General features: G+C 61.9%; 10 protein-coding genes and 1 tRNA gene. 4 read left to right on the forward strand and 7 right to left on the reverse strand.

Annotation, left to right across the window (positions count from 1 at the left end; translation table 11 throughout):
* Nucleotides 1-147: 147 nt before the first annotated feature.
* Nucleotides 148-2034 carry a murein L,D-transpeptidase gene (locus tag EN804_RS00980; protein ID WP_127872444.1) on the forward strand — a complete coding sequence of 629 codons (1887 nt, stop codon included), beginning with the start codon at nucleotides 148-150 and terminating at the stop codon, nucleotides 2032-2034.
* 3 nt (nucleotides 2035-2037) lie between these two features.
* Here EN804_RS00980 and EN804_RS00985 read toward each other — a convergent pair whose 3' ends face one another.
* The 5 genes from EN804_RS00985 to EN804_RS01005 form a co-directional block, all read right to left on the reverse strand.
* The gene (locus EN804_RS00985; protein ID WP_135864800.1) at nucleotides 2038-2514 is read right to left on the reverse strand and encodes a hypothetical protein; all 477 of its coding nucleotides are present in this window, start codon (nucleotides 2512-2514) and stop codon (nucleotides 2038-2040) included.
* 115 nt (nucleotides 2515-2629) lie between these two features.
* Complete coding sequence (locus tag EN804_RS00990) at nucleotides 2630-3373, reverse strand: lysozyme inhibitor LprI family protein (RefSeq protein WP_135918496.1); 744 nt, start codon at nucleotides 3371-3373, stop codon at nucleotides 2630-2632.
* 121 nt (nucleotides 3374-3494) lie between these two features.
* Nucleotides 3495-3752 carry a PepSY domain-containing protein gene (locus EN804_RS00995; protein ID WP_127280102.1) on the reverse strand — a complete coding sequence of 86 codons (258 nt, stop codon included), beginning with the start codon at nucleotides 3750-3752 and terminating at the stop codon, nucleotides 3495-3497.
* 272 nt (nucleotides 3753-4024) lie between these two features.
* A tRNA-Val gene (locus EN804_RS01000) sits at nucleotides 4025-4099 on the reverse strand.
* Between the two features lie 137 nt (nucleotides 4100-4236).
* A complete protein-coding gene (locus EN804_RS01005) occupies nucleotides 4237-4920 on the reverse strand; it encodes a phosphoglycolate phosphatase (RefSeq protein ID WP_127280103.1) in 684 nt (227 codons plus the stop codon).
* Nucleotides 4921-5168: 248 nt separating this feature from the next.
* Here EN804_RS01005 and rpiA point away from each other — a divergent pair, with 248 nt between their 5' ends.
* The 3 genes from rpiA (at nucleotide 5169) to gor (ending at nucleotide 8024) form a co-directional block, all read left to right on the forward strand.
* Nucleotides 5169-5900 carry a ribose-5-phosphate isomerase RpiA gene (gene rpiA, locus EN804_RS01010; protein WP_135918497.1) on the forward strand — a complete coding sequence of 244 codons (732 nt, stop codon included), beginning with the start codon at nucleotides 5169-5171 and terminating at the stop codon, nucleotides 5898-5900.
* Nucleotides 5887-6513 carry a DUF2059 domain-containing protein gene (locus EN804_RS01015; RefSeq protein WP_135864805.1) on the forward strand — a complete coding sequence of 209 codons (627 nt, stop codon included), beginning with the start codon at nucleotides 5887-5889 and terminating at the stop codon, nucleotides 6511-6513. The genes rpiA and EN804_RS01015 overlap by 14 nt, the downstream gene beginning before the upstream one ends.
* A gap of 119 nt (nucleotides 6514-6632) precedes the next feature.
* The gene (gene gor, locus EN804_RS01020; RefSeq protein WP_135918498.1) at nucleotides 6633-8024 is read left to right on the forward strand and encodes a glutathione-disulfide reductase; all 1392 of its coding nucleotides are present in this window, start codon (nucleotides 6633-6635) and stop codon (nucleotides 8022-8024) included.
* A gap of 56 nt (nucleotides 8025-8080) precedes the next feature.
* Here gor and mgtE read toward each other — a convergent pair whose 3' ends face one another.
* Nucleotides 8081-9445 (reverse strand): magnesium transporter, encoded by a 1365-nt coding sequence (gene mgtE, locus EN804_RS01025; protein ID WP_135880362.1) that lies wholly within the window; start codon nucleotides 9443-9445, stop codon nucleotides 8081-8083.
* Nucleotides 9446-9715: 270 nt separating this feature from the next.
* On the reverse strand, nucleotides 9716-11608 hold the full coding sequence (locus EN804_RS01030; RefSeq protein ID WP_167531431.1) for an ABC transporter ATP-binding protein/permease: 1893 nt from the start codon (nucleotides 11606-11608) through the stop codon (nucleotides 9716-9718).
* Between the last annotated feature and the right edge of the window lie 409 nt (nucleotides 11609-12017).

Here is a 12017-nt window from a genome sequence, read left to right on the forward strand (position 1 = left end):
ACCGTTCTGCAACAGGCCCGCCGAAATTTATGAAAGCTTAACGAAATCGGTATGAATCGGTATAGTCGCGCCTTACATCCGCCATGCGGTTAGCGGGACGGTCTAGCGTGCGGAACGGGAACCGGTTGCGGCCGGAGCGGGTGATCCATGAACTTCCTCGGTAAAAAAGCAACCGTGATGCCGCTGGTGGCGATTACGGCGACGCTGGCTTTCGGCACGCCTCAGGCAGGTGCCCAAGGGCTTTTCGACATGCTGTTCGGCGGCGGCATCAGGCATGAGCCGAACGGCGAGTTTCCGCCTCCTCCGCCAAAGCACAAGCCGAAGGCGCCGGCCGGTGGCGACGGCGGCGGTGCGAGGATCAGCAGTCCGTCTTACTATACTTACAAGGCCGACAGACTGGTGCGCGTCGACTTCTCGACGCTGGCCACCGCGCCGCAGCCGGCGGCGCCGCAAGATGCCGCTTTCGTTCCCTCGGCCACGGGTGCTGCTTTCCACGATGCCATTGCCGGCCTCAGCGACTACGAACTCTATGCCGAGCCCGACATCGCCAAGGCGCTGATCGCCTACTACTCTGCCAACCCGGATTTCATTTGGGTAGGCGGGACAAGCCCCAACAACCGTGCGCAAGATGCCGTGCGGGTGCTTGGCGAGGCTGCCAGCTACGGCCTCACGCCCGCCGACTACACGGTCGATGTGCCAGCGCTCGGTTCGACCTCGGCGGACGACGCAGCCAAGTTGAAGGAACTCGTCCGTTTCGAGATGGCGCTTTCCGCGCGTGTCCTGCGTTACGCCCATGACGCCCAGAGCGGCCGTGTCGAGCCCAACCGCATGACCGGCTACTACGATTTCCCGGCCAAGCCGCTCGACATGGTGGGCGTGCTGAAAACACTGGCGCATACACAGGAAGTTCGCACCTACCTCGAATCGCGCCATCCGCAGAATGCGGAGTACCAGGCGCTGCGCGTCGAACTGGAATCACTGCAGGCGAGCGCCGAGAACGAGATCGTCGTCGATCCGAAACTGCTGCTGAAGCCGGGCGAAACCAGCCCCGAACTGCCGAAGCTCCTGTCGCTGATCGCGCGCAATCTCGATGACGAGATGGGCGGCACCTATGGCGAGGTGCTGTCGCGGCTGGCAACCAGCGAAGTCTATGTTCCCGAACTTGTCCCGCTGATCAAGGCGGTGCAGCAGAAGGAGGGCATGAAGGGCGACGGCGTCATTGGACCGCGCACCGTCGCCTTGCTGGCGGGGACGTCGAAGGCCGACAGGCTGCTCAAGGTTCAGGTGGCGCTGGAGGAACTGCGCTGGCTGCCTTCCGATCTCGGCAGTCCGCGTGTTTTCATCAACCAGCCCGCCTTCACCGCGAGCTACATCGACGACGGCCAGGAAAAGCTGAAGACACGCGCCGTCGTCGGCCGTGTCACCAACCAGACGGCCTTCTTCTACGACCAGATCAAGCAGGTCGATTTCCATCCCTACTGGGGCGTGCCGCAGTCGATCATCGTCAACGAAATGCTGCCGAGATTGCGTGGCGATCCCGGCTATCTCGACCGTGCCGGCTATGAGGTGACGGATTCACGCGGCAAGCGCATTCCGTCGTCGGCGATCAACTGGGGCGATTATGGCGCCAACATTCCCTACAGCGTGCGCCAGCAGCCGAGCGAGGCCAATGCGCTGGGAGAATTGAAGATCCTGTTCCCCAACAAGCATGCGATCTACATGCATGACACGCCCCAGAAATCATTCTTCAAGCAGGACATGCGCGCGCTCAGCCATGGCTGTGTACGCCTGCAGGATCCGCGCGGAATGGCGGCGGCGGTGCTTGGCACCTCTGTCGACTATATCGCGGAGAAGCTGAAGCACGGACACTCGACCGAGGATGTGACGCGCAAGATCCCGGTCTATGTCGCCTATTTCACCGCCTGGCCCGACATGTCCGGCAAGGTCGAGTATTTCAGCGACGTCTATGACCGCGACTCGCGGCTGAAGCAGGCCCTGGACGCGACCGAGGCGGTGCGCTCACCGTCGAGCTAACAGTCAACGCTCCGACAGCGGGCGCCGGAAACCGGCGTCGCGCCCGGCGATCAGCCAATAGACCAGCCCGGCCACAAGACCAGCGGCGGCTATGATGCCGATGTCGGCCCAGCGCTCCAGATCCACGTCCTCCGCCGCGCTCGGCCAGATCAGGAAGAAGCCGCCGGCCGCTGCCGCGGCGCCGAAGAACATGTGCAGCAGGGCGTTGCGCAGGGAGAAGAACTCGGCGATCAGCGCGAAGATCAGCGTCTGCGGCGCCGTCACCACAACCGTCAGGAAATAGATGAACATGCCGAGGGGCGGTACCACCAAGGCCGCGATCGGCGAGACGCCCATGAGGTCGAAATAGGCCGGCGCGTTGGGCAGGGCGCTCAGCGCGGCATAGATCGCCACCACGGCGATCAGGCCAACCAGTATCGCGACAAAATAGCCGGCGAGCATCATCAGGACGCGCTTCATCAAGTGCTTCGCAGTCGACATGCCCACCCCCGTGAAGCCCGGTCACTCCACAATCAGCCATCAATGGCGAATTGACGCAAGGGGAGACAGAGACTGTCAGCGTCTTGGCCCGACGCGGACGGACGAAACCCGCCGTTCAGGCGCCGCCGCACATATGCTGCGAATCCGGCAGAGCCCAGGAGCCTTTCGAGACGAGGTCGACGGAATAATAGTCCCGGCCACGGTCGTCGTCCTTGGGGCAGTCCCTGGGAATCGAGATCAGGCATATGACGACCGGTTCTCCGACCTTCGAGGCGGCCAAGCCGGCCTCGCGATCATAGGAGACAGCCCCGCCGCCATTGGTGAACGTGGTCGCGCTGCCCGCTTCGGGACTGGCCGTTTCCAGCGGATCGTCGCCGAGCCGGGCGCTAAGCGTCTTGATGTGCGTCGATGCGCATTGGCCGATAGCCGAAGGCAGGGGCTGATCGACGTGCCCGGGGTTTCGCCCGGCGGCTTCGAGCGCCTTCTTGCCAATCAGCGCGATGTTGTAGTCCTGGATCCAGGAAGGCGCATTGCCATAGGTCTGCAAGGCGTTGTTGAGGGCGCTGACGATACAGGCCGTATCGCTCTCGCAGGCATTGCGGTCGGCGATCAGCCCGCGGGCAATCCTGCGCTTGTCGCCGCCGAACGCCGGCTCGAATCCCTTGAACGCCTTCGAAACCAGCAGATCGATCGCCGACAGCCGCGGGTCGGCACAGATCGCTTTTTCCGCGGGCAAAGCAGCCTTGGCGCAGTCGAAGGACGGGCCATCGGCCCACGCGGGAGAAACGCCAAGGAAGCTGTCGGCTGTGACGATGGCGAGTACAGACAGAAAATAGGTTCCAGCGAAACATCGCATCATAGCCCCCGAGCCAACAGGTTTGTCCAAGGCATATCATACCTCAGGATGGACAATGTGGGCGCGCGTTTCGTCGCTGAGAATGCTCGGAGGCAGCGCATTGGCGACGAGGTCCCTGCGAACCTTATTTTGGTTCGGCCGTCACAGGATCGAAGTCGATTTCGACTTTTGCCTTGTCCGAGGTGTAGTAGGTGACGGTGTAGCCGTCTTTGTCCCAATCGACTTCTTTCACGTAGCGAAAGCCGTCGCGTTGCTCGACCTTGGCGATGATCTCCGACAGCTTCTTGGCATTGGGTGGCGGCAGGGGGGCTTCATCCGCGGCAAAGGCCGATCCGCTGGTAAGAAGAACGGCGACGCTGGTCGCCAGCAGAAATCTGGACATGGTTTTCCCTCAGGTTTCGACGGAGGGAAACTCGCTGGTGTATTGGTTGGTTCCGGAGGCAGGGAACTGTTGGCCCAAAAGAAGCGTGACCGCGCCGACGAAAGACATCTAAACCCGTCGTGTTTTCGGACGACTTAGAACGTCGAGTTTCCGACCATGATTTTGCACTGGCCTGCATTTGCTTACGCGCCAGCAAGCCTTGTCCTACGCGCCAGTAAGCTTTCAAGAGAATTTGATTGCGGCCGAACATCCAACGATTTCTTCAGGTTGGATGGTGGGCGATGCAGGGATTGAACCTGCGACCCCACCCGTGTGAAGGGTGTGCTCTCCCGCTGAGCTAATCGCCCGCTCGTTGCCCGAAGGCCAAGCGAGCCGCGATATAAGGGAGGCCGGCCGGTTAAGTCAAGGCAGTGTCTGGTGTTCTCACACAGATCGGATTTGCGGTCCCGGCTGGCCCGTTCCGGAGAGATTTCGTCCCCGGCGCTCAGTGTGCGGCGGCGCCGATCAGCCCTTGTGCCAGATCGAGCGTCAATGCATCAAAATGCGATATCACCGCCGAGGGCTCGAACTCGCGCACATGACGATCGGTGTAGCCGAAATCGACGGCGACGACAGGAATGCCGGCGGCCTTGGCAGTGTCGATATCGGTTTGCGAATCGCCGACCATCAAGGCGCGGTGCGGATCGCCACCGGCCAGTTTGATGGTTTCGATCAGGTGGCGCGGATCGGGTTTGCGAAACGCGAACGTATCCTGTCCGGCAATTGCCGCGAAATGCCTGGTCAGGCCGAGCGCCTCGATCAGCGCCAGCGAATTGGCTTCGTATTTATTGGTGCAGATGGCCAGCAGATAGCCGGCCTTCTCAAAGCGGGCAATCGCCTCGATCACGCCGGGGTAGGGGCGGGATTTGCCCGGAATGTTGTCGGTGTAGTGATCAAGGAACAGTTTCAGCAGCCGGTCGTGCTCCTCAACCTTGAGGGATCGTTGCTGCGCGGCATGCGCCCGTTCGATCATCACCCGGCCGCCATGGCCGACGAAGCGTTTGAAGCCGGCCTCGTCGACGGCCGCCAGTTCGCTGGCCGCCAGGCTGTGGTTGAGGCTGTCGAGCAAGTCCGGCGCCGTGTCAATCAGCGTTCCGTCGAGGTCGAACACGATGATCGGGCGACTCATGATCCATCCTGAGCAGGTTTGCGCATCGGCAGGCGATAGCGGCTACGACGCTTTAAGGCAAGCAAACTGGTGGCGCAGCCGCCAAGGGCTTTGACCCGGCCAGCAAAAATGCTAGGAGCCCAAACGCCAAAGCGCGTCGCATCGAAACGGACCCATGCGACACGCCTTGGGTTTTGTTTCATGCATGTCGTTCCCAAACCGAGGTCACTGTTGGGCGACGTGCATCAGGATTCGGGGCAGCAAGCAGCATGGATGCGAGGCAATTGAAGGTCGAGGCCGCGCGGGCGGCTCTTGCCCATGTCACCGACGGCATGCGGCTCGGCATCGGCACCGGCACCACTGCCGAGGAATTCGTGCGGCTGCTCGCCGACAAGGTTGCCTCAGGCATGACCATTATCGGCGTGCCGACCTCGGAACGCACCGCCGCGCTGTGCCGCGAACTCGGTGTGCCGCTGTCGACGCTGGAGGAAACACCCGAGCTCGATCTCACCGTCGACGGCGCCGACGAGGTCGACGGTGAGCTGACATTGATCAAGGGCGGCGGCGGTGCGCTGCTGCGTGAGAAGATCGTGGCCGCGGCTTCGCAGCGCATGATCGTCATCGCCGACCGTTCGAAGATGGTCGAGACGCTCGGCCGGTTTCCTCTTCCCATCGAAGTCAATCAGTTCGGCCTGCGCTCGACCGAGATCGCCGTGGCCGTGGTGGCCCGAAATCTCGGCCTTTCCGGTCCGGTGACATTGAGGATGACGGGAGGCCAGCCTTTTGTTACAGACGGCGGCCATTTTATCCTCGATGCATCTTTTGGCCGCATTCCGGATACAAGAGCGCTTTCGAATGCTCTCCACGCCATTCCTGGCGTGGTCGAGCATGGTCTTTTCATCGGGCTGGCGTCAGCGGCCATCATCGCCGGCGGCGACGGTATCCAAACCGTCCATGCCGCCCGAAAACCAGGGAGTTCTACCGATCATGATGTTGCATAACCGGGTTCGCCGTCTTTCAGTTCTCGTGGCGGCTTCGGCTGTCTTCGCGTTCTCCTCGCCTGTCTTCGCGCAGGACGTCACGGAATCGCATCTGAAGGCCGCACGCGCCGCGGTCGCCGCGATCCACGCGACCGACCCGTTCGACAACATCCTGCCGCAGGCCGCCGCGGCGCTCGAATCGCAGCTCATCCAGAAGAACCCTGACATGCAGGAGCTGATCGGCAAGACGATAAACGAGAAGGCGCTGGCGCTGGCCTCGCGCCGCGCGGACCTCGAGAAGGAAGCGGCTCTTGCCTATGCGAAGGTGTTTTCCGAAAAGGAGCTCACCGACATCGCGGCCTTCTACAGTTCCGAGTCCGGCAAGAAGCTGCTCGACAGCGGCCCGACCGTGACGCGTGACCTCGTCAAGGCCGCCGACATCTGGCAGAACGGCGTAGCCCGCGATCTTGCCCAGCAGGTCGGCGAAACTCTGGCGGCGGCGGCAAAAGCGAAGGCGGTGGCTGCGCCTACGCCCGCGCCCGCCGATGGCGCCGCTCCGGCAGACAATGCGGCCCCGGCGGATGGCGCCGCCCCCGCGGACGGATCGGCTCCCGCCGACGGCACGCAGAACTGATCCTGCATTTCAAACGCGGCCCTTGCGGCCATCTGTAAAGCCCGGCCTGTCCGGGCTTTTCTTTTGATGGTTTGCGGCCTACCTGTCACTCACATTTTCGACGTTCAAGGAGCCGCTTCATGGCCGGTTACGACTACGACCTCTTCGTCATCGGCGGCGGCTCCGGCGGGGTGAGGGCGGCGCGGGTCGCGGCAGCACTCGGCAAACGCGTCGGTATCGCCGAAGAATACCGTTTCGGTGGCACCTGCGTCATCAGGGGCTGCGTGCCGAAGAAACTCTATGTCTATGCCTCGCAGTTTCCCGAGCATTTTGCCGACGCCGCCGGTTATGGCTGGACGGTGCCGGAAGCCAGCTTCGACTGGCAAACGCTGGTCGCCAACAAGGACCGCGAGATCAGCCGCCTGGAAGCGATCTACAAGAGGAATGTCGAGGGCTCGGGTGGCGAGACCTTTCATTCGCGGGCGATGATCGTCGACCCGCACGTGATCCATCTCCTGGGCGAGGACCGCACCGTCACCGCCGATCAGATCCTGATCGCCACCGGCGGCCGTCCGGCTGCCCATCCGGCACTGCCCGGCCACGAACACTGTATCTTTTCCAACGAGGCTTTCGATCTCAAGGAGCTGCCGAAGGCGATCATGATAGAGGGCGGCGGCTATATCGCGGTCGAGTTCGCCAACATCTTTCACGGCCTCGGCGTAGACACCACGCTGGTCTATCGCGGCAAGGAAATCCTTGGCCGTTTCGACATGGACCTGCGGCGCACGCTGCATGAGACGATGGAAAAGAAGGGAATAAAAATCCTTTGCCATGCCGTCTCCGAATCGGTCAGCAAGCGGCCGGACGGGCGGCTCGACGCGCAGCTCACGAGCGGGCAGGTGCTAACGGTCGACCAGGTGATGCTGGCCATCGGCCGCATCCCCAACACCGAGAATATGGGCCTGGAAGGCGTAGGCATCGAGATGACCGCCGCGACGGGTGCGATCAAGGTCGACCGGTTTTCCCGCACCAACATCGACAATATCTGGGCGATCGGCGATGTCACCAACCGTGTCCAGCTGACGCCGGTGGCGATTCACGAAGCCATGTGCTTCGTCGAAACGGCGTTCAAGAACAATCCGACCGCGCCCGATCACGACACGATCGCGACCGCCGTCTTCTCGCAGCCGGAAATCGGCACGGTCGGCTTGTCGGAGGACGAAGCCGTCAAGCGCTTCGCCGATATCGAAATCTACCGCGCCAGCTTCCGGCCGATGCGGCACACGCTGTCGGGCCGTGACGAAAAGATGCTGATCAAGCTGGTCGTCGACGGCGCTTCGCGCAAGGTTCTCGGCGCCCACATACTGGGGCCGGATGCCGGCGAAATGGCGCAGCTGCTCGGGATCCCACTGAAGGCGGGGCTGACCAAGGACGATTTCGATCGCACCATGGCCGTGCATCCGACCGCGGCAGAAGAGCTCGTCACCATGTACAAGCCGACCTATCGGGTGAAGGACGGCGAGCGCATCTGACGCCTCGCCTACCGGCGCGCCGCCACCAGCCCTGGCCGGCGGCGGCAGTCAAACCGCTATAGCAACGTGCCGCGCAGGATGACGAGCGCCACCGAGAAATAGATCACCAGTCCGGTGACATCGACCAGCGTGGCGACGAACGGCGCTGACGCACTGGCTGGGTCGAAACCGATCCGTTTCAGGGCGAAAGGCAGCATCGACCCCGAGAGCGAGCCGAACGTGACGATGCCGACCAGTGCAGCACCAACCGTTGCGGCAATCAGCGGCCAGTGCGGGCCATAGTCGTAGAAGCCCATATATTGCCAGAGCGCGATCCGGCAGACGCCGACCACGCCGAGCATGGCGCCGAGCACGAGACCGGTGGGCAATTCGCGCAACGCCACCCGCCACCAGTCACGAAGGCCGATCTCGCGCAACGCCAGCGCCCGGATGACCAACGAGGTAGCCTGTGAGCCGGAATTGCCGCCGGAGCTCATGATCAGCGGGATGAACAGCGTCAACACGATCGCTTTCTCCAGCTCGCCCTCGTAGCTTTGCATCGCATTGGCCGTCAGCATCTCGCTGATGAACAGCGCGCAAAGCCAGCCGCCACGCTTCTTGATCATGGCGAGGAAGCTCATCTTCATATACGGCTCGTCCAGAGCCTCCATGCCGCCGAACCGATGCACGTCCTCCGTGGTCTCCTCGATCATCGTGTCGATGATGTCGTCGATGGTGACGATGCCGAGGATCTTGCCGTGGTCGACGACCGGGACGGCGAGCAGATCGTATTTGGAGATCGTCTGCGCCAGGTTTTCGCGATCGGTCAGCGGGCTGACCGTCACCGGCATGCGGTCGGGCGCAACCGACAGGATCGAGTCGCCCGGCTCACCGGTGATGAGCCGCCGCAAGCCCGTCGACCGCACCAGGAGGTGTGTTTGCGGATCGACGATGTAGATTGCGTAGATAGTCTCGCGCGTCCGCTCGACCTTGCGGATGTAATCGAGCGTGCGCCCCACGGTCCAGTCGGAGGGAACGCTGACGAACTCCGTCGTCATGATCGAGGCGGCGCTGCCTTCGGGATAGCCCAGAATGGAAAGCAGGGTCGCGCGCAGTGGCGGGGCCAATGCGCCGAGCAGTTCGGAGCGTGCCGGCTCGTCGAGTTCGCGCAGAATGTCGGCCGCGCGGTCGACGGACATGGCGGTGAGCAGCTTGCTCGCCTTGGGGCGCGGCAGGGCCTCCGCCAATTCGGGCGCGCTTTCGAGCTCAGGCTGGTCGAAAATCTCGACCAGCCGTTCGAAGGGCACGGCGCAAAGCAGCTCCGTCGCGGTTTCGCGCGTTTCATGATTGAGCGCCTCGACAACGTCGGCGACGTGGTCGTTGGCAAGGATGCGGGCGATGGCGACGGCCTCATCGTCCGCTACGGGGAAAAAATCGTTCATGGTTCACTCCTTGCCGTCCGGCAGGACGTGAACCATTCAGGTCACGTCTAGGCGGACGGCGGTTGCGTTCGACTGTGACTATCGCCAGGCATGGCGCGGTGACCTTTCTGCTTGCGGGTTCGCTTTTGACTGTCTGCAAGCCGGCGCAACATAGGAGCGAGCCTTGCCGAGTCAATCGCGGTGAGGAGGGAAAACAGTCCCGAACGGCCCTGATCGCGAGACTGTGATCACGGCGCGCGGGTTGACGCGGAAGTTCCCGTTACGTCGTCGTTATTTCTGCTTCAGCCGGCGCGAGAACCGCGTCCATTTGTCCTCGACCGGCCTTGGTTGGACCAGGATCGTGGTGAGTTCGACGGGCAGGCTCGGGGCGAGCGGCTTCTTGGTGGCGACACCGTCGGCAATCAAGACCATCGAGTGGTAGAACTCGGTCCCCGCAGCCGATCTCGGCGCCACGGCTTCGTGCATGACACTGATCACCGTCACATCGGGGCAGTTGTCCTTGATGGCCTGGTGGAAGGCAATCTTGCCGTCAGGATCGAGAGCACCGGTCGCTTCGTCGAGGAACAGCAGCCCCGGTTGCTGCAGTATGATACGAGCCACCACAAGCTTCTGCTTCTGGCCGCCCGACAGAACCTGATCCCAGCTTTTACCCTCGCGGCTTTCATTGGCCATGTGTTCGATGAAATCGCCAAGGCCAGCCTTGTGCAGCGCGGACGCAACCTGGGCATCGCCATGGTCGCGCTCGGAGCCGGGCAGGCAGACCAGCTGTTTCAGCGACACCTGCGGCAGCTTGACCTCCTGGGCGGCATAAAAACTCTTCACGCCCTCGGGGAAGACGATGGTGCCGCGGCCGTAGGGCCATAAGCCGTTGATCGCCTTGATCAGCGAGGTCTTGCCGCAACCGGATTCGCCTTTCAGGAAGGTCCATTCGCCGCGCCGGAAGCGCAAGTTGGCGGAACTGAGGAATGGCGTCGCGTCCTCGCCCTGGTGCGCCAACTCCAGCTTCTGGATGGTCAGGCCGAAAACCGGATTCTGGTTGGCGTAGTGGAAGTCGGAACGGCCGCTCTGGCTGTAGAATTCCTGCGGGTGCTGGACATTCTCGATCGCGTTGGCGAGCTCAGTCACACGCTGGCTGTTGGCGCGAAGCGTGGCGATGGCGGGCATGACATGGATGAACCACGAACACTGGCTGATGAGCTGGGCAACCATTTCGGAGCCGGTGATATAGCCTTTATAGTCCAGGCGACTGTGGATGAACGGCACCAGGCCCGGAGCATAGGCTACCATGCGGGCGCCGATGAAATTGTAGATTAGTTCGAACGACATATAGCTGGTGTTGACGACATTCAGCCGTCCCCAGGTACGATCAATGTCGACATAGAGCCGGTCGTGCATCGCTTTCTGCACGCCTTCGCCATGTGAGGCGGCGACATGGAAGCTGCGGCGCAGAAATGTCGTAAGTTCGCTACGATAGCTCCCCTCGGCCTTCTGCATGCGAATATTGAGACGTTCCAGCAGGCTGCCGAGCTTGACGGCGATCCAGGTGTTTAGGGGCACGTAAGTGGCAACGGCAAGAAGGGCGAGAACGGCGCTGCCATAGCTGCCAAGGAACTCCAGACCTTTGACCTCAACTGACGACTGCAACAGGTTCTGGCCGATAAAGTAGAGCGAGGTCGCCAGCCCCAGCACGCCCATGGCGAGGCCGATCGCACCGCCGGTCATGTCCTTGATCGATTCCTGGATGCGCTGGTCAACGTTGTCGGGCGCAACGATGCCGCCGTCCGCGGAACCATGTTGAGCATGGAAATGGGTATGGTTGCCGTCGAGCAAGGCCTGGTTGAATTGGTCGTTCAGCCAGCCACGCCATTTGCGGTGCAAGGTTGCCGAGACGAGATTGCGTATACCGGTGAAGCCGGCATCCTTGAGCAGGACCAGCAGCACCAGCACCCCGGCGTTGGTCAGGATTGTCTCCAGCGGGCGAGTGTTGGCGGCATCGTGCAGGAAGGCGATCGAATTCACCAATTCGCCCGAAGCCATGGCGAACCACACGCTGGCCTTGCTGGACAGCGCGGTGAGCAACGCGATCACCAGCGTCAGCGTCCAGGCTTCCTTCCAGCGGTCCGAGACCCAGTAGGCTCGCACGAGGCCCCAAAAATTGCGCATCGAGGATACCGGCGTCAGATGCGACCGCCCTGAGGCATCGCCTTGTAGTCCATCCGGTACTGACTCTTGCGATCGTCTGCCGATCCGAATCACGATCCCGCCCAAACCTTTTTTGTTTTGTTACGGATGGTAACACCAATTGATCATTTTCCATTAATTTTTAAAGTGGGGATGCGAGATTGCGTCCGCAGTCGTTGCCCTGAGGCAACATATCGATGGCTGGATCGCCACCCGAATGCCTGACAAAACCCATAAAATCTCTATTTATTTCAATCTATTAGGCTCTAGGCAGATGGCCGCGAGAAACCTTCCCCTAGGGAAGCTCCGCACACGGTTTTGTGACTCAAAAGTCCTTTGGGCCGGCCGAATTTCTTATCGGGAACTGACCAGAATTCCCGAAACAGGCCGT

The organism is Mesorhizobium sp. M8A.F.Ca.ET.161.01.1.1 (genome assembly GCF_004792105.1).
In the GTDB taxonomy this organism is placed as follows: domain Bacteria; phylum Pseudomonadota; class Alphaproteobacteria; order Rhizobiales; family Rhizobiaceae; genus Mesorhizobium.